The 19079-nt window shown below is 40.9% G+C and carries 14 protein-coding genes and 1 pseudogene; 12 read left to right on the top strand and 3 right to left on the bottom strand.

All coding sequences use genetic code 11. From position 1 onward, the window contains the following. Positions 1-12: 12 nt before the first annotated feature. A complete protein-coding gene (locus tag Q0Q74_RS11545) occupies positions 13-1161 on the top strand; it encodes an iron-containing alcohol dehydrogenase (RefSeq protein WP_294431004.1) in 1149 nt (382 codons plus the stop codon). Further along, the gene (locus tag Q0Q74_RS11540) at positions 1161-1997 is read left to right on the top strand and encodes a TrmH family RNA methyltransferase (protein WP_294431003.1); all 837 of its coding nucleotides are present in this window, start codon (positions 1161-1163) and stop codon (positions 1995-1997) included. Before Q0Q74_RS11545 ends, Q0Q74_RS11540 begins: the two co-directional genes overlap by 1 nt. A gap of 27 nt (positions 1998-2024) precedes the next feature. On the opposite strand, the gene Q0Q74_RS11535 is transcribed toward Q0Q74_RS11540, so the two are convergent. Next, positions 2025-3527, bottom strand: a complete 1503-nt coding sequence (locus Q0Q74_RS11535) for an HDOD domain-containing protein (RefSeq protein ID WP_294431001.1) — start codon at positions 3525-3527, stop codon at positions 2025-2027. 172 nt (positions 3528-3699) lie between these two features. Here Q0Q74_RS11535 and Q0Q74_RS11530 point away from each other — a divergent pair, with 172 nt between their 5' ends. Next, positions 3700-4659 (top strand): Rpn family recombination-promoting nuclease/putative transposase, encoded by a 960-nt coding sequence (locus Q0Q74_RS11530; RefSeq protein ID WP_294431000.1) that lies wholly within the window; start codon positions 3700-3702, stop codon positions 4657-4659. A 175-nt stretch (positions 4660-4834) separates the two neighbouring features. On the opposite strand, the gene Q0Q74_RS11525 is transcribed toward Q0Q74_RS11530, so the two are convergent. After that, positions 4835-6160 (bottom strand): hypothetical protein, encoded by a 1326-nt coding sequence (locus Q0Q74_RS11525; RefSeq protein WP_294430999.1) that lies wholly within the window; start codon positions 6158-6160, stop codon positions 4835-4837. A 99-nt stretch (positions 6161-6259) separates the two neighbouring features. Between Q0Q74_RS11525 and Q0Q74_RS11515 the strand changes: the two are divergent. From Q0Q74_RS11515 to Q0Q74_RS11500, 4 genes and pseudogenes are all read left to right on the top strand, one after another. After that, positions 6260-6884, top strand: a pseudogene (locus Q0Q74_RS11515) (recombinase family protein). Between the two features lie 308 nt (positions 6885-7192). Further along, positions 7193-8380: a hypothetical protein gene (locus tag Q0Q74_RS11510; RefSeq protein WP_294430995.1), complete on the top strand. Its 1188-nt coding sequence runs from the start codon at positions 7193-7195 to the stop codon at positions 8378-8380. Between the two features lie 258 nt (positions 8381-8638). Then, positions 8639-9367 carry a hypothetical protein gene (locus tag Q0Q74_RS11505; protein ID WP_294430993.1) on the top strand — a complete coding sequence of 243 codons (729 nt, stop codon included), beginning with the start codon at positions 8639-8641 and terminating at the stop codon, positions 9365-9367. A 12-nt stretch (positions 9368-9379) separates the two neighbouring features. Beyond that, positions 9380-10639 (top strand): lipase family protein, encoded by a 1260-nt coding sequence (locus Q0Q74_RS11500; RefSeq protein ID WP_294430991.1) that lies wholly within the window; start codon positions 9380-9382, stop codon positions 10637-10639. 64 nt (positions 10640-10703) lie between these two features. Here the strand turns inward: Q0Q74_RS11500 and Q0Q74_RS11495 are convergent, their stop codons facing one another. Next, entirely contained in the window at positions 10704-11741 is a 1038-nt protein-coding gene (locus Q0Q74_RS11495; protein ID WP_294430989.1) for a hypothetical protein, read from the bottom strand. Positions 11742-11859: 118 nt separating this feature from the next. Between Q0Q74_RS11495 and Q0Q74_RS11490 the strand changes: the two genes are divergently transcribed. The 5 genes from Q0Q74_RS11490 to Q0Q74_RS11470 all read left to right on the top strand — a co-directional run. After that, positions 11860-13716 carry a S41 family peptidase gene (locus Q0Q74_RS11490; RefSeq protein ID WP_294430986.1) on the top strand — a complete coding sequence of 619 codons (1857 nt, stop codon included), beginning with the start codon at positions 11860-11862 and terminating at the stop codon, positions 13714-13716. Positions 13717-13757: 41 nt separating this feature from the next. After that, on the top strand, positions 13758-15461 hold the full coding sequence (locus tag Q0Q74_RS11485) for a hypothetical protein (protein WP_294430983.1): 1704 nt from the start codon (positions 13758-13760) through the stop codon (positions 15459-15461). 59 nt (positions 15462-15520) lie between these two features. Continuing rightward, positions 15521-16372, top strand: coding sequence for a hypothetical protein (locus Q0Q74_RS11480; protein ID WP_294430981.1), 852 nt, complete (start codon positions 15521-15523; stop codon positions 16370-16372). 262 nt (positions 16373-16634) lie between these two features. Continuing rightward, complete coding sequence (locus Q0Q74_RS11475) at positions 16635-18545, top strand: S41 family peptidase (protein WP_294430979.1); 1911 nt, start codon at positions 16635-16637, stop codon at positions 18543-18545. 233 nt (positions 18546-18778) lie between these two features. Continuing rightward, on the top strand, positions 18779-19079 hold a 301-nt coding region (locus Q0Q74_RS11470; RefSeq protein ID WP_294430977.1), incomplete at its 3' end, for a hypothetical protein.

The following is a 19079-nucleotide window of genomic DNA, read 5'->3' as shown; positions in this document are numbered from 1 at the left end:
TAGGATTATAAAATGGCAGATTTTTCATTCAAAGTTTCACCAAACATTCTTTTAGGCTCATACACTGCAAGCAGATTCGGTCAGTCACTTCTTTCATACGGCACAAAATTCATGCTGATTTTGGATCCGATTCTGCGCGAGAACGGCATTGCTGATAAAATCACAAAAACACTCGCTGACAAAAAAATCGAGTATTTCATTTATGATGAACTTTCGAAAGGAGATAGCTCTGAAATACTTGGTCGCCTTTTAAAACTTGCCAGAGAAGCACATATTCATGGAGTGATTGCCGTTGGCGGTGGAAAGCCGATAAGCCTTGCCCGCGCGACATGTGCACTCATCAACGAAGAGCACGATTTATACGATTATCTTGACGGTGCAATCCCCAAAAGTCCGGCAATTCCATTAATCTGTCTGCCTACAACAATCCGGGATCCGTTTATCTTTACAGACACAATTCCGCTCACTGATGCCCGAAGTTCAACAATCAAACTGATTAAAGCACAGGCTGGAATCACAAAACTTGTACTTTTTGACCCTACTCTCACTGCAACCTTTACAGAAAATCAGACGGAATCGATGGCCCTCGAAACGCTCTGTCTCGCAACAGAAAGCTATCTTTCCCAAAAAGAAAATTTCTTCAGCAACATGATGGCCGAAAAATCCGTAGAACTTTTCACTTATGCGCTTGACGGTTCACAGAGCCTCACAATTACTACGGCAAAAGAAGAGCTTCTTTCTCAGGCAGGCTGTCTGGCATCCCTTGCGGCAGCCACTTCATCAATGGGAATCGCTTCTCTCCTTTCAATGTGTATAAACGCGCGTTACAAAATCTGGCGTTCGGTCGCAACTACAGTTCTTTTCCCATATATGATAGAAGAATGTGCAAAATTCAAGGCTGATAAAATCGCTGTACTTGCGCGAAAAATGAACCTTGCAACGGCCGAACAAAGTGCCGAAGAAGCAGCCCGTGCATTTGCCGAAAATATCCGTCAGAGAATCGCAAAAGCAAATCTTCCGGCACGACTCAAAGACCTTTCGGTATCGATGGAACAGCTTGCTTTGGCAGCAGAAGATGCAGGTCAGCTCGACATTGTAAATTCTCTTCCAAGAAGCATGAACAGCGACGATTTGTTCTCATTGATTAAAACGGCATTCTAATGATTGAACCTCATAAATTAAATCAGCTGCAGCCCGGCCAGAAAAGACGAAAACTGGCGCTCACATTCGGAGCATTGGAGCGTGATGTTGACGGAATTCCTGAAAAAGGCAATGAATACAATTTCAAAAGCATTCCTCGCTCTGAATACATTAAAAAGCTGCTTTCCATCGTAATTCAAGATGAAGAACTTCCCGAAGCGAGCAAAACTCAGCTTGAAGAGGTTTTGAATTCCGAACCGTTTGATGAAAAACGGGCATGTAATCTTGCCCGCAACAATCTCCTTGCAATAATCGGAACATTCCCTGCCGAATGGGATTTAATCATCGCACCACACGCCTCACCTCTCGACGAAAACGGTCTCGTAAAACAGCGCGATTTTTACCCGGAAGTCTATGTTTATGCTGAAGATATCCGCTCGCCTTTCAATTGCGGCTCGATTTTCCGTACAGCAGAGGCAATGGGTGCCGAAAAAGTTCTGATTTCCCCGATGTGCATTGATCCGAATCACCCCAAAGCACTCAGAAGCGGCATGGGATGCATTGAAACAATCGGATTTGAGCGAAAAAGCGTGGATGAGCTTGTAGAATTTGCAAAAGAGCGGGATCTACCGATTTTCGTACTTGAGACAGGCGGCACATTAATAGAAGAGTTTGATTTTCCGAAGCGCGGAATCTGCATAATCGGTTCAGAAGAACTCGGCGTAAGCCCGCAGGCATTGAATGCGGCCACTTACGGAAGAGTCTCAATCCCGATGAAAGGATTAAAAGCCTCACTGAATGTTGGAGTTGCGTACGGAATTTTGATGCAAGCCTGGGTCAGCAAGATTAGCGGATAAAAAGAATTCTTTCAAAAAGAACAAAGGCTAGTCGGCCTTGAATGCAGCTTCAAGTTTGGCAGAGATTTTTGCCAGCTGCGTTTCGTTCCCGATTCCAAAAAGCTTTAAGACATCAACATCAAACTGATAGTAATCGACCTCGTGAGTCTGATAATGAGCAATCATGTCAGCAAGATAAACAAGCGACGTCAATTTTTTAGCAGAAGGCGATGCCATGTCAGGCTCATGATGATGACGGATGACCGATATGATGATTTCGGGGAAATTCCATTTTTCGGCAATTAAAGCACCGATTTCGCTATGATTTACTCCGGCAAGCAACTTTTCAAAAATGTCAGGAGAAAGATTGCGCTGCTTACAGATTTCGGCGGCATTCATGACAAAATCAGGACGCGCCGTAGCGAAAACAAGCTTACCCATATCATGCAAGAGACCACAAATATATGAATCATCGATAATGTCACGCTCTGCGGCACAGAAATTACGCGCAAGATTGTAAGAATAGAATGCAACCCGGTAAGCATGAGTCCAAAGGATTTTTTGAGACATGCCGCCCAAGCCTTCAAGCTGTTTTACAGAACCAACAGAAAAAAGAAGATTTTTGATACCGCGGATTCCGACAAGCTTTACCGCATCGGCAATGCTGATACACGGAGATGCGAGCGCAAATGTAACAGAATTGACAAGACGAAGCAAATCAGAAGTAAGGGAAACATCACACGAAATGGCACTGGCGATTTCGCTCATCTTTGAGTTAGGATTATTAATGATTTTGCTGATTCTAGTGATGCTTTCGGGGAACTGCGGCAACTCATCAATTAGTTTGATGAATTCATGCGATGCCGTATTCAGTTCACGCTGAGTTTTTTCATTGATTGGAAGGATGATTCTCGTAATCGTTTCGCCATTTTCACAAAGAATCTGAAAATTTTCTTCGGTCAGACCGATTTTTTCGAGCATGAGAATCATGATGACGATACCGAGGCCCGCACCTTCTGACTGGTCAATGATTTGATTCATGGCCTGATCGACAGAAGTGTATTGCTGTGCACGGCTCAGTTTGTCATGCATTCGCTTGTATTCACGGAATGTAAGGACGGAATTGTTTCGGACTTCGATTTTGATGCGGTTATTGCGAGTTTGAAGCATGAGCTTGACATAAAGACCGGTAAGTTTCTGCATTGCAAGATAATGCCGGATATTGCCAAGAGTTTCTTCTTTAAAGTTCTTCATGCCGATTTCATAATCTGCATCATCAAAAAGATTAAGGTTCTTTTCTTTAAAATAAATGCGCTTTGTGTTGGCCTTTTTGGCGTTGGTTACAAGCTCGTTAAGACAATAACGCAGGTAGGTCCCCATGTGCTCCTGCCCAAGCTCGCCCAAAAATGCAGCAAGAACTTCTTCCATATATTCTGCCATTTCGCGCGGAAGAGTGTATGTGGTGATAGAGAGCGGAATGCCAGCCCGAATCGCCATTTTGATTTTTGAGTTGTCAAGACTTACCTTCATTGTTTTCTGTGCTTGCTGCATAACAACATATTATAGCACAAATTAAGATTTTTGTCATCGTTTTAATTTCTGGCAAATTTTTGTAATTATAACAAAATATTATCCGTAAACATTGCCGAAAAGTGACTTTCTTTTCAAATAAATAAGTGTAAGCGGAAAGACTTACGGAATTTCAATACAAAAAGAGGTTCTTATGGCAGTGACCTTACGACCAAGCCCCACGGCTCTTCTCGACCCTAAATGCGACTCATCGTTCAAGGCAATGTTCACGGCGGACACAAAGGAAAGCAATGCCGCGCTAAAGGATTTCATCTCCACAATCCTGAACAGGGAAATCTCGGAACTTCAGCTCATTCAAAATGAGCCGCCAGTTGAAATCGTGAACCAAAACAGAATGAGCTTTGATGTGAGCGTAAAATTCTCTGACGGAGAGCGATGCGACATCGAGATGCAATCCAGGCAGGAAAACTACGATTATGCCGCCCGTGCCGAGATACAGGTGGCGAGACTATTGAGCACCAGCAACAAGACTGGTCAGAACTGGCATACCCCCGCAGCTTATCAGATATCCGTGCTGAATTTTGAATTCGACAAAAGTGACAAGTCGCCGCTTTCATGGTACACTATGAGGAAAGAAAATGGCGGGAAACTTTCCGACCGGCTGAATGTAGTTTTCTTCGACCTGATAAAGATTCACAGGCTCCTCGGAAAGCCGGTAAAGGAACTCTCAAAGCTTGAGAAGTGGGGGTTGTTCCTGTCTTATGCCGATGACGAGCGGCGAGCGGAATACATCGATCAAATAATCCGCTCCGAAGGAGGCCTTATGAACGCAAAAACTTCACTCTGTTCAGTAAGCAAGGACGAAATCCTGTGGGCACAGCAGAACTCAATCGATAAAGCCATGCGGGATTACAACACAATAATGTTCAATGCAAAACAGCAGGGCATGCAAGAAGGCTTAGAACAGGGAAGAAAAGAAGGCTTACATAAAGGAATCGCCGTTGGCCGAGCCGAAGGACGCGAAGAAACCGCCATAGAGAACGCAAAAAATCTTTATGCGAATGGAGTCTCTGTTGGGATTATCGCAAAGTCACTAGGTATGACAGTGGAGCGAGTCAAGGAACTCGTCAGTGATGTTGCTATGACAGTGTGATTCTTAACGCGCACAATGAAAAATAACTAATGAATAATTCTTCCTGCTGAACATTTACCCCTGCGAGCACTCAGGTTGTTATGAATATGAGAACAGTTTCAAAGTTTTCAAGTGTTTAGCTCATAAAAAAAAGGGTCGCCACAATGACGACCCTTTTTTTTATGTAATGTCTGGATTAGAGTTTGATTCTCATACAAACAGGGATAGAAATCTGTGTTCCGAGAAGATCTTTATCCTGATCTGCACCAACACCAGCTATTGTTGCACGAATAGCAGCATCAAGGGTTGCACCCTTGCCAGCTGTGAAGATACCACCTACCTGAGCTGCAATCTGTGAACCTTCTGCTTTGCGTGAATCAGAGTTTGTGAGGAATACAAATTCACCCTCAACGAATGCTGTTACTGTATCATTAAGTTTTGAATTGAAGTTAACAACTGTGTCGAGAACACCTTCTGCATCTTCATCACCGGCTTTAACATTTGTGTAGTTCAAGTAGATTCCGGCTGCCATAGTGTCATCGATTGCATAGCGTGCACGAGCATCGATTGCCCAATATGTATCATCAGCTGTATAAGACTCATCTTTTTTTACAGTATTTCCAACAATATTCCCTTTCGCATCCAATTTATAATCACTATATGAAATCTTTTCCACATAGGCTTCAGATTTTGCGAATGTGAAGCCAAATACTGAAGAAAGGTTATCGATTGAGAGTGGGCTGAAGAATGCAGCTGCAACCAATGTGTCCTTACGCAAGTGCAAGTCAGCATCGAAAGCGAAAGCATCAGCAGTATAAGCTGCTCGGAAAGCATAAGCACTTTCAACCTCATAAGTTGTCTGACCGTCATCATTCTGAGTAACCCATTCGTCAGCAGCTTTGTTCAATGCAGCCCAAAGCTGAAGTTTGCCACCAGCAACATCAGCGAACATATAATCGGCTACGAATGAAATTGCCTTTGTTCCTTCAATTGCAGTGATGTTGTCTGAATCTACACCTGCAAGTGCACCTACATTAGCATTGATACCAAGTTTTTTGTTTCCGTAGAATTTTTTGTTTGTTTTATCAGTCTTATATTTGTCAGTACCTTTCTTTGCAGTATTATATGTTGCACCCCAGTTCTGCTCGATGAGAGAAAGGTCATTCTGGTCTTTTGTAACTCGGTTCGCAATACGACTATCATAAAGACCACCAGTGAATGTGAGGTCTCCAAATTTCAAGAATCCAGAATATGTATCAAATGCAAACTTGCCACCTGTAAGGTTGTTATCAATTGCAAGAGTAACACCTGCATAGTCGTTCTTTGCATCAAATTTGATTGTGTCTTTTGCACCCTGAACGCCATCAAGATCGAATAATCTTGTATGAGTGTCTGCCTCTGTTCCCATATTGAATTCTGCGATTACAGGACGAATACGGAAATTGTTTGAAATCTTAACCTCTGCTGTTGCAAGACCTGCCGCTACAGCTGTCATTGTTACTAAACTTACGATTTTTTTCATTGAAAAAATCCTCCTTTTTAAATTAGGAAATTTAAACCAAGGATTAAATTGAACAGATAAAACAAAAAAAACTTAGTTAAGAAAACAGGAGGAAGAACTATGGTCTACGGTTACATAAGGGTTTCAACAGCACATCAAAACCTTGAGAATCAACAGCTTGAAATTGAAAATTTTGCCCGACAGAACGGAATTCACATCGACAAGTGGATTGAGGAAAAAAATCAGCGGAACGAAAAAGCCGGAGTCTCGGAAACTTGGCAGGGAACTCATGAACCAAAGCAAAGAAGGGGATTTAATCATCTGCACCGAAATCTCTCGTTTCGGACGTTCCCTAATCATGATTATGAATGTTCTGCAATATTTTCTTGAAAGGAACATAAAAGTATGGACGATAAAGGACAATTACAGGCTCGGTGATGATATTCAGTCTAAAGTTCTGGCATTCGCATTCGGGTTGTCAGCGGAAATTGAAAGGCAGCTTATTTCTGAACGAACAAAACAAGGACTGAACCGTGCCAGAATCGAGGGGAAGCAAATCGGTCGTCGTCAAGGGCGCAAATCCGACCATTACAAACTTTCGCAATACGATGATTACATCCGAAAGGAGCTTATTCTGGGAAGAAGCAAACGCTCTCTTGCGAAGGAACTGGGGGTATCCTGGATGACACTGGACAAGCATATCTCAAGAATACTTTTTATGAAGAAAGAAAAAAATAACTTTTAATGCAGAAGTCTGAAAATATGAAAGTCCCACATTCTGCATTTGTGAAAAATACGAAAATTTCATACAAGGAAGTTATAAAAGTCCAAAAAACTCGCGGCTACATTAAACCTATCTTAAAATTAGATTATTCTACTGATTGTTCAAAGCGAGAATTCTCGTTAAATAACAAAACTTGACAGAAAAGGTTACATTTCTGTCAAAATTATCCAAATACATTCCGATATTCAGTGATATACTAACTTTGGAAAAAGGAAATCAAAGAAACCGTTGGTTTAAAATTTCCAATTAAAAAAGGAGGATTTTTTCCTATGAAAAAAATCGTAAGCGCAGCAGCTGCTGCATTGATTCTCGGTGGTTTCGCCGCTGCAGAAGCTACATTTTCAGTAAACTACCGCACTGGTATTGAAGTTCTTTCACATCAGATGAAGCACAACACACATTTGCTCAATGGTGTAACAGCAAACCGCACAACATCTGACGCTCTTTCATTCAAGGGTAAGGCAGACTTCGGTGGTCTCGAACTTGAGATTACTCCAACTTATTCAAATGATGGTAACGAAGGAACTCTTTCTCTCGCTAAGTACAATGGCTGGATTAACTTCGGTAAATTCTCATTCAAGAGCGGTGCATGGGATTCTCGTGCTGTTGGTCGTGTAAATGCAGATATTGGCAACCATGAAGGTAAATTCTGGGGTGAATTGCAGAAGCCAGGTCTTGCAAACAAACTTGGAACATCAGGAAACGGTGTTGATATTTCTCAGCAGAACGGTAAAAAGAAAATCACAAACATGATTTCTTATACGAACAAAGATATGGGTCTTGAAGCTCGTGGTGCTTTCATTGAGTCAAAAGCAGGAACTTATGCAAATCCAGATGATGCAGGTGATGACTGGGTATTTGATAATGACCAGTGGTTCGCAGAAATCGGATACACAATCAAAGATGTTGGCCGCATTTTGTTCACAACAAAAGATTCTCACAAAGATATGTCTTTCGCTTTGTTCGTAGAGCCAAAACTTGCTGACCTCAAAGCTCTTACTTCTTTGGTAGGTGTTACTTATGAGCAGAACACTTCTGGAGAAAAAACACAGACTGCAATTGCTATTGATGCACGCGCTCGCTATGCAATCGATGACCAGCTTTCTGTAACAGCTATGTATAACTGGACAGGTGGTGATGTTGGAACAACAGAAACTAAAACTGCTAAATATGCTACTTGGGGTATGCTTAACGCAACATACAAACTCAACGAAACATTCGTTCCATTCTGTTCTATGATTTATTCATCAGGTGCTGCTGCAGGTGCTGTTGGTGCTCTTGGATTCAAAGACACATATGCTGCTTCACTCCGCGTTTACCCAGGTGTTGAAATCTACAATACAAAGAGTGCAAACCTCATTACAGGTCTCGTAGTTGACTTGGTTAACTTCACAGGTGAGGATGATGATTTCACAAAGAAATTCACTATCCCAGTTCTTATGCGAGTTAAGTTCTAATTCTAAACAGAACATCTTAGTCTAATAGAAGCAGGCTGTCCGTTTGGGCAGCCTGCTTTGTTTTTGGCAGAATTTGCCGCCAAGCTATGGAGTGGTGGCGTAAGCCAGCCACTGGACTGAGCGAAGCGAGGGAAGAGGCCGAGCGGATAGCGAGCCACGGAACAGCGTCAGACCGAGGATTTTGCGCCAATTAAAATTCTCTTGCGAATAAGTCGATTTTCGTGTAATTTTGAGTTACTTTTCTTGTAAGGAATCAATATGAAAAAATCTCTCTTTTTATCTGTTACTTCGTTTTTTTCGGCTTGCCTTTTTTTAAGCTGTGCGTCTACAAAAATCTCAATTTCGGATTATTCGCCTGTTGGAATCTTGGGTGTTGAAGGAAATCCTACGATTCTTGCTGTTGATTTTGACAATCAGAAGGATGAGGATGCGGGCGGTACGCTTTCAAACGCAATTAACAAGCTTATCGATGGCAAAAATCCGGAAATTCTTACGGCTCAGGACAGGGTTGATTTTGCTGAAGAGTGTCTGCGTCACGCACTTGAGGAAATTGCGGGCGTTGAGGTTGTCGATAAAGAAAAAATCACTCAGAGCGAAAATTACAAATATGCTAAGCTGAACATCCTTTCAATGACGAACACAAACTGTGTCGCAGCCGGATATCAGCAGGACATGCTCTCGCTCGGAGCAAAGAAAGCTCGCGTTCTGATGCAGGAATCTGGCGCAAAAGGGCTTATTTCTCTTGAATTCGAATTTGACAAAAAACTTTCAAAAAAAGAGCTCTATGCTGTTGTTAAAATGAAGGTTCGTTTCATTGGTTCAAACGGGCGTGAAATTCTCAATAAAGAGTTCGTCGAAGAATCTACCGAAAAAATCAAAGTTCACGGTCTCTACGATTCAAACTATGACAAAGACACTTTCGTTACATTCTATCCACCTATAATCGAAAGCATAATCAACAAATTTGTTCTTGAATACATGAACTAATTGGGCTTTCCTATGGCTAAATTATCTTTTCATAACTATCGACGAGTTTTCTCACGCGTTTTGTCAGCATCGCTTATTGGCGGTATGATTTTTGCTTCAGCGGCTTTTGTTTCCTGTCAAACTGAATCTGATGATGAGGAAAAAACAACTCAAACTGGGGGCAAAATTGATCCTTCCATTATTACGGAAGCAAAGGTCATTGAAACGACTCATCTTACGGAAGGCTTGACTGTTTTCAATTTCATCTATCCGTCATATGACCCTTACGGCAATCCAATCATGCTTTCTGGTGTTATTACGGCTGGCGATTCAATAACAGCAGATAATCCCGCAAAAGGCATGATTCTCTACAATCATTATACGATTAACAAAGCTGATGAATGTCCTTCAAAAGGTCCTCTCGAAGAACAGAAAGCCATTGCCAGCGCACGCATTAATGTAATAACAGTTTCTCCTGATTACTACGGATTTGGCATTACCGAAGACAAAAATCAGGCTTACTGTATAGGAAGCGCAAATGCTCAGGCGGCAGTTGATGCACTCATCGCAGCAAAAAAACTTCTTCCAACTTTGGGATATTCTGACTTCGGAACAAAAGTTTTTAATGTCGGCTACTCTCAGGGCGGTCAAACGGCAATGGCAGTCCTAAAGCTTGTCACACAAAAGTATCCGGACATCAAAATCACAAGAACCTTCGCGGGTGCAGGTCCGTACGACCTTTCAGCAATTTACAGTTCTTTCAGCACATCTCCTGAATCTTCAATGCCGAGTACGGTCATCGGTGTATTTTTGGCGTATAACGAATTCTACAATCTGGGAATTCCGAATGAGCAAATCTTCAAGGGAAAACTTCTGAATAATCTGGATGAATGGATTCTGAGCAAAAAATATACGAGTGATGAAATCGAAAACTTTTTGGGTGAGTCGAGCTTAACTGAACTTTTTACTGACGATGTATTCAACAGCGACTCAGAAATTGCAAAGAAATTCCTTGAGGCTTATGAAAAGGATTCAATTGCAAACGGCTGGACTCCAAACCAGGATGAAAGCATTTATCTTTATCACAACAAGAAGGATACGACGGTTCCAGTTGCAACGACAGAATCTTTGAAATCTTTCCTTCTTGACAGTGGTATGCAGCAGTCACTAAATATGTACAGCGGTCTCTACATTAATATCGATACAAGCGGAGAAGCTCCATACCATCAGAATGGCGGCAAAGCATTTATTTTACAAGCAGCCATTCAGCTGATGTTTTTATTGACACAATAGAATAACAGTAAAATGCCAGCAGATTGAGTGTCGTTTGCTAGACATTCAATCTGTGTTTTCGAAATTAAATCTTCCGTATTGCTTTCTGTTCCAAAAATCCCGCTGTTTCTTCGGCCCAACTGAACTGGCTCATGAATTCGCCCGCAAAACTGTCCATCGCGTTTTTGTCACCACTTAAAAAATCGTAATAATCGCAATTGATTACGCTTGGATTGATTCTGAAATTGTTGTATTCGGCGATAAAGAAATTCAAAATCTCCATTTTGCTCAGGGTGTGCTTTATGTCTACGATGAGATTTCGAAGGTTGCTTCCGTGTTTACTCGAATTCGCCTGATCGCCCCATAAAACGGCTATAAGTTCCTTTGTGTTAACCGAGCTTCCATTTTTGTAGACGAGATAGGCTATCAGCTCATTTGATTTTGTGCGTGAAAATTTGATGACCTTGTTTTCGTATAAAAGCGTGAAGTTGCCGAAAGTTTTTGCTTCAAGGCTGTGCTTTTGTTTTTTAAGCAACAGGATGTGCTTCTTTTCTATTCGCCTTTTGTAAAGAGCCAGACAGAACATAAGAAAAGTCGCAAGAATTGAATCAGCAAGGCCGCTCAGCTGAAACTGGGCATAAATTCCAGGAGTCATCACGCCGATTGCGATTACAATGCCGAAAAGAAAAATTACAGGCGAAAATGAAAACACGCAGAGAGAAATAAAACTTGTCATGAAATATATGACAACTCCGTTGAAAGGCTTCCCAAGAATGTAAAAATTGTAAACGGAGATAAAAAGTGACATGTAAATAATTATGTACACGGGAATTGTTTTTAAAATATATGATTTTTCATTTGGAACATTTTTTATGCACTTTGAATACAAAAATGTGAAGATTCCGGGAATCATGAAAATTCCAAAATAAACCAAATAAGTAAGCTGATTTTGCAAGTCAGAATGATGAGTCAAAACTATGGCAATAAAATCCACGATTCCTAATAAAAAAAGACTCGAACTGATGATATTTCCGACTATTCTGTTCGATTCTCCCGCATCTGCCAAATCCTGACGGGGAATGCCGTATCGTTCATTGTAGATTTTTAGAATCTCGCTCTTCATATTCCAAATTATATAGTATTTTTTTAAGAAAGTGCTGATGTGTTGCGGAAATTCCGTTTTTTTTGTGCTGATTCTGTGCTAGTGCCCATATAGAATTTGCCTAAAAAAGGAGATTTTTATGGGAAAAAGCAGATTGTTAGCAGTCCTGTCAGTTTTAACCATTTTAACGACTAATTTTCTTTCCTGCACAATGGGTGAAGATGGCGCAGATGGTAAAGACGGAAAGGACGGTAAAGATGCCCCAAGCATCGCGGAGCAAACTTTTGATGTAATAGTCGAAGAGCTAACATTAAAAACTGTATATAAACGCGAGTTAGTGGGCGGAAAAGTCAGCAACACTGATTATATAACGCTCGGCTTTAGAGATGGCATGGAAGAAATCCCGTACATTCCCATTGCCAATAGTATAATTAAAGCCTTAAAAGGAAACCATTATTCTGTTTCAGAAGTAAATGCTGATACCACCGAAGTAACAATCACAAATTCAGAAACAAATACGAAGGCCGTAATCGACCTTGTAAAGCATGAATTTTATTTTGACAACTATGATGCTTTTTTCCAAACTTCAGAAGTTTATTCTGACACCGCAGCCGTCAATTTAATAGGCGATTACATGAAAATAACGGATGCCTCGAATGTTCCCGGTCAGCCGATTCTTCTGGACTGGCGAAAGCATGACATAGGCGTGATTATCTGGAAAGACGCTAAGGATAAATGTTGTCTTGCCATTCCGCTCCAGACTTACAACGATATTTTTAACGGAGCTATGATATATAATGGAAAAAACTTATATTCACTGTATGCTGTTAATGATAGTTCCGCTGTTGCGGATGACTATTATGGTACGGATCCGGCTCCTGGCAAAAGAAGCAAGGCTCTTGCGGAATTCTGTTACAACGAACTGTGCATGAATCTTGACTTGAACTACGGCTTAAAAGAAATTCACGGAATCGCATCATTCCCGGACTTCGACTCATATTTTGAGATTACAGGAATCCGCGATGATCTTAAAAGCACTGATGCGCTCACCTTTGCGAATGCAATCAAAGATGTATGTGATTTCTATTTTGGTGACGGACACTCTGTTTATGACAAAAATTCTTATTATCTTGGAAAAGATGCCGTTCCCACAGCAGCGCACACTTCAGCCATGTATAAAAATGGCTACGAAAACTATGTAAAATATATTTTTGCAAGAAATGAGAAAATCGGAAACAGCTCAACAAACAAAGAAGATCCAGTTTCATGTTATACGGTTTCTGCGGACGGAAAGACGGCAATTGTTCGTTTTGACCATTTTACGCTCAATGACTTAAAAAAGGCGCAAATTTTAGAGTTGCTTTCTGATTTTGATGAAGAAAAAATGAACGCTTATGTTCATAACCTTGAAGATGAATACGACACGATAGCTTTGATTCACGCGATAAACGAAAAGATTAAGGCGAATCCCAGCATTGAGAATATCGTGCTTGATGTAAGCTGCAACGGCGGAGGCGCAAATCACTCTGCGGCATTCGTTCTTTCGTGGCTTCTCGGTGAATGTGTTTTTGATTTTACCAATCCAATTACAGGCGCAAAGTGGTCTGCAACTTACAAGGCAGATGTAAACTTTGACGGTGAGTACAATGACGGCGACACGGTAAAAGAGAAGAACCTTTTCTGCCTTATTTCTCCAGTGAGCTTCTCATGCGGGAACCTGGTTCCTTCCATGCTCAAAGCTTCCGACCGCGTGACGATTCTTGGCGCAAAATCAGGCGGTGGCACCAGCGTAGTTTATCATACCTGTGCGGCGGACGGAACGCTTTTCCATGTCTCAAGCAAAACCGTAATGAGCGTGGCAAAAAACGGCTCGAACTACGACATCGACATAGGAATCGAACCGCACTACTACATCAACAAACCTGAAAATTTCTACGACACAGAAAAGATTTCAGGACTGGTAAATGCAATAAACGAAGCAACACTGGCAAATTAAAACAACATTCTCGTTTTTCCCGATAATCAAAGGAGTCAAATATGAGAAAAACAAAAAGTACTGCACTTTTTATGGCGATGGCAGCCCTTGTTTTTACATGGACTGGTCTTACGGCATGTAAAGATGAAGATTCGGAATCGCAAAGCAACACGAAAGCTAACGAATCTCCTGTAGTTTCCTTAAAAACAATTGCAGTTGGAGAATATTCTGATGCAGAAAAAAAGGCAATCACAACGATTTTTCCAAATTCAGAATTTTCAACAGATCTGTCTGCCGTGAATGAAACTTACAAAGTCGTAATTAATGATTACAAAGATCTGCCCGACAACCTTGCAGATGATGCGTATTACATTCTTTATGAAATCCAAGGAAATGAAATTGAAGATGTCGTTGATGACAGGGATGATGAATTCTGGGAAGGCACATGGAATGAACATACTGAAAAAATGATAAAAGATGATTTGCAATTATGCCCCTATAGTTTTATTGGTTATAATCCTGCCTTCAACGCAAGTCTGTATATCTCTTCAATTTCTACGCAGGAACAATGGGAAGCTGTTACGAAAGATTACAACGACAACCTTGAAGAAGAATTTGCGGATAACATGATTTCCACAGAGAATATTTTTGAAGAAGATGAAACTTCCGCATCTATGGGAGAATCTGACACCAACAGCGAGAAGAACTGCTTGATAAGTTTTAGCACTGTTGGTTATTGGATTCTAGACTGCGAAAAAAGTCAGACGGATGAATCAAGGATGGCAATTCGTTCTGAAATTGAGAGAGCTGTACGGACTGACGGAAACGGCACGGCTTCATTTAATATTGCAAATATTGCAAGTGCATATTCGATTTCTGTAGGCAATATAAGTTTTAATGCAAACATAAAGATTCCAAGGGAAAAAACAGATGAGCGAATCAGAGGAACTGGCTCTTGTACAGTTAAAGTTTCATACACGCCGTTCTTGGTCACAGGATCAAACTCCCCTGGTATGTACTATGGGGTAACTACAGAAACTCGTGTAACAAATGAAAATATGATTCATTACTTCCACTCAACTAGTCCCAAAGGCGGAACAATTGCAGGACTCTACCTGACGAAGCTTACAACATTATTTATGCCGACCGTATACAAAGCTGTCAAAGATGATACAACTGGAAAAAGAAAACGGACATCCGAGTTTCTTCCAATAGAATTTCCTGTTGAGTGCTCTCCAGTTCCTTATACATCAACCGCGAAAAAAGACCATTCAGAAACAAACGAGATTAAGAAGCATTTTGAACTGGGAGGCGAAGTAGGCTACGGTGGTGGGCTACTCCCTGGCTTTTTGGGTAGTGCTAAACCTTCCGGAGGATGGGAATGGAATAGATCTACTACCACAACATGGGTGACAAATGATGTACAATTCAAAAATTTAACAGCGGTCTCCAAAGAATACAGTAAAGTGTCCCCCTACACAGAATATGCAAAAAGCTCTCTTGAGGTTGGTAATCTCCCTGAATGGAACAAAAAAACTAATGAGTTTTCGCGAGCACCTCTCTTATGCGAATCAACGCAACTCTATACTTCCACCTGGCTCTGGCGCATCCCCGGCAACTTTAACTCGGATGGTTCAGATCAACCGTTTGTATTTCTTAACATTGTAGCGACCCCAACATACGGAGCAAGCTGGCACTGGTCTGAAACGGCATCGAATACATGGGTAATCGGGGCTAAAAACTATAATGATATTCCGCTCCAATAAACTAAATTTTTGAACAAAATTAACACCATAAATTCAACACAATACAATGGAGGAAACTTATGAAAAAGGTAAAAAAAATTGCACTTCTGATGGCACTGGCTGCCCCCCTTGGTTTTACGGGCTGTGAAAGCGAGACTGAAACTACGGTAACCCCTGTAACGCCTTCTACCCCGCAAAAGCCGACTGAAGACCCGACAGCCCCGGCAATTACAAGCGGCTGGTATATGCTTAAAAAAACACCGAATGTCATCGTTCTCATTGATACGACAAACTCTAGAATTCTCGCGACTACATATGCAAATTACGAAGCATACCTCCGTGCAGATGCTGACAAAGAGCAGACTGGCGATATTGTCTCTGATTCAATAGGAGAACTTATGTGGGTTCAGACTTTGCCAGTTAATTATATCAGTGCATACAAACTGACAATAAACGACACGGAATGGTATATTTATGGAAGCGGAACTACTCCAACCATAAATACTATAACTAGCACCGAAGAGGGAAAAATATATGTCTCCAATAAAGGGGAAGGTCTTGTAAACATTACCGATATAAGAACCAGCCGAAAATATCCTGAAAGCGGAACCTATATTTCTGCAAGCGGGGCAACTACTGCCGCAAAAGTAAAGGTGAACGATGAAGACAAGTATCTGTATGCTGTCGTTGCAGAAAACGGAAAAAAGATTACATTCTATTTGAGCGATTCCGATTCAGTCAGCGATTTTTCTTCACTTAATGATTATGCTACGCTCACTAATCTTACCTATGATTTCTATTCAACTTATCTTGAGGCAAATCAAAACGGGTGGATTGTAGACAGTATTGATCAAAGTACGACTTCACTAACATTCAGGGTAAAGAAAGACGGTGCGATGACAAGTTATGTAAGACTGATAAAGAAAGAATAAACTCTTCTCTGTAAATAGGCTTATATAAAATCGAAAATTTTCTAGACAAAATCACAGTTTGTATTAGAATAATATTACAGTATGAGAGCTGAAACTTGTTTGAATGTTCTGATTCTCAAAGAGATTAAAGCTGTTCATACTCTTTTTCTTTTGTGACTTCTAAGGCGAAATTCTTTTTTAAGGGTTCCGCCTTTTTTTAGTCAAAAGGATAAAGCGTCACATGGTCACTAACGGTAAAAAACACCATTAAGGAGGAAAATCTATGAAAAAGCAAATTGTATCTCTGGTCACGGCTGGATTTGCGGCTGTGTCTTTAACATTCACTCTGGCTTCATGTGCGAACGAGGGCGATGTTACGAATATTACAAATGTCGTTTACAATGATGCGCAGGAAGAATCTACCAATTTTGTTTCTGAAAGTTTACCTTTTTACAAGCTTTCAAACACTCCTAGCGATACACTTTATGCACGCTTCTATAACGGCGAGCATTATGTGCCTTATGTATCTCTCAAATATTTTCTTGAAACGCATGATGTTTTCCAACCTGTCAAAACAAGTTATTCGGATGGAAAATACAGCTATGAGTACAAAGCAGATGGCAAAACTTTCCCGATTTGTGTTGATGTCAAAAATGACACAATTCACTGTGCTGAATGGGCAGGCTTCATCGATGAAACAAATGGCGAAGAAGAAGATGCCATTACTAAAAAACTGCTCAGAATTATAAAAAGTTATTCTGGGCAAAAAGCTCAGACTTTTGACCTTAAAAAATACGGAATGGAAATTTATGGCGGTGTTGATGACGCATACATTCCTCTCTGCGTTTTGAACTGTCTTTTTACGACACGCAACTACAAAGAAATTTTCTACAATGGTGAAGCTGTATATTTCTTTGATTACAATAACAGCGATTTCGTTTATGAAAACTATTGCAAAAGCCCGTGGTATAGTGCATCTGACGGTAGTGTGTGCGAACGACCTCAAAAACTTATAGATTTGACATACAACATGCTTTGCTTTACCCATGATTATTGTTATGGACATCCGGGTTACTACGGTTTTGCAGATGATGGTAACGGTTATCCTAATGCAGATATAGTAAGCGCGGCTGATGCCATGAGTTTTGACGAAATGCTTACAAATTATGCTCCTGATGTTCAGCCGATGCTTAAATCTTCATCTTATGTAGAATACTTGAAAGGTCTGTGTAAGCTTATGTGGTATACCTATGGAGATTGCCATACAGGTACCCAGTTTTCAGATTATCTGCCACCACTTAATAGAACACAACTTCTAGACTGGTATAATTTTTATGCAGGTCCTGAATGTCAATCTAAAAAATATATAGAAAATGACAATCGACACACAATGTTGAAGGAGGCAAGGAATGCTGCTGGAAGAGATGCAGACACCGAAGGAAATCCAAAGCCATTTTATGTTCTTTCCGGCGGTAAAACGGCAGTCTTCACATTTGACAGTTTTTTTGTCGATATAGAAAACTGGAAAGCTTATTATAATTCAACTCATGTTGCGGAAGAACCGAATCCCGATGATTTTGAAGGCTGGAGCCTGACTTTCCCGAACGACCCAACAGCTGATTTTTACAAAGCCATCTATGAACTTACAAAAGAAGGCACAGCTTACCCCAATGTTGAAACAATCCTCATTGATGTTTCTTGTAATGGTGGCGGAGACGACCGATGTCTGACAAAGATACTTGCATATATGATTGATCTTCCTAATTTCAGACAAAGCGATGTTCACACAGACACACACTATAGCCGTTATGTTGCCGCAGACTTGAACCTTGACGGCAAAATCGACAGCAAAGATGATGAATATCGCAACGAACTTAAAAGCAAAATAAAATTTGCAGTTCTTACAAGCCGTTCGTCATTCTCATGCGGAAATGCATTCCCGGCTATCTGTGCTGACGAAGGGCTTCCTATCATCGGTGAGCGAAGTGGCGGCGGTGCTTGTGCGGTTGTATTGGGCTGCACAGCAGACGGATTCCCATATCAGTTCTCAAACAAACTTAGAATTTCCCACAAATCTGACTGGTCAAGTGTTGAAACCGGTGCGCCTATCACACAAGGCGGCGAGATTACACCAGGAGCAGACTTCTATGATGATACAAAACTCCAACAGATTATTGACACCGTAGTAAAATAAAGAAAGCAAATCAATCACAAATGGGGAAAAATAAGCTATCCACTAGCATAAAATCACATTTTTGATATTATTTGGTTTCAGTATGAAAGCTGAAAGTTGTTTGAACATTATGATTCTCAAAGAGATTAAAGCTGTTCATACTATTTTCATTTTGTGATTTCTAAGGCGAAATTCTTTTTTAAGAGTTTCGCCTTTTTTTTTAGGCAATTAAATAGGAGTTAATGTTAATATAGATGAAAAGAGAAGACATCAACAAAGTTTTGATTATCGGTTCGGGACTGATTGTGATTGGTCAGGCTTGTGAGCTTAACAAGGCAGGCGTTCTGGACAATGATTTTTCGGGCGTTTCCCTCACTTTGTTCGGGTCGGGCTATCCGCGGTTTCGCGCTCTCGCGCTCCATTGCTCCACTACGCCTACGCAACGCAGTTGCTTCGGAGAGTCGCTAAAAATGCTTTCGCATTTTTTTAACGCTCCCTATGTTCCGCAACGGCTAACGCCGCCGCTACTATCCCTAACGCTTTTCTTCCTAAAAC

Source organism: uncultured Treponema sp. (genome assembly GCF_946187725.1).
Taxonomy (GTDB): Bacteria; Spirochaetota; Spirochaetia; order Treponematales; family Treponemataceae; genus Treponema_D.
The sequence above is the reverse complement of the archived record's forward strand: the minus strand, read 5'-3'. Positions and strand labels throughout refer to the sequence as shown.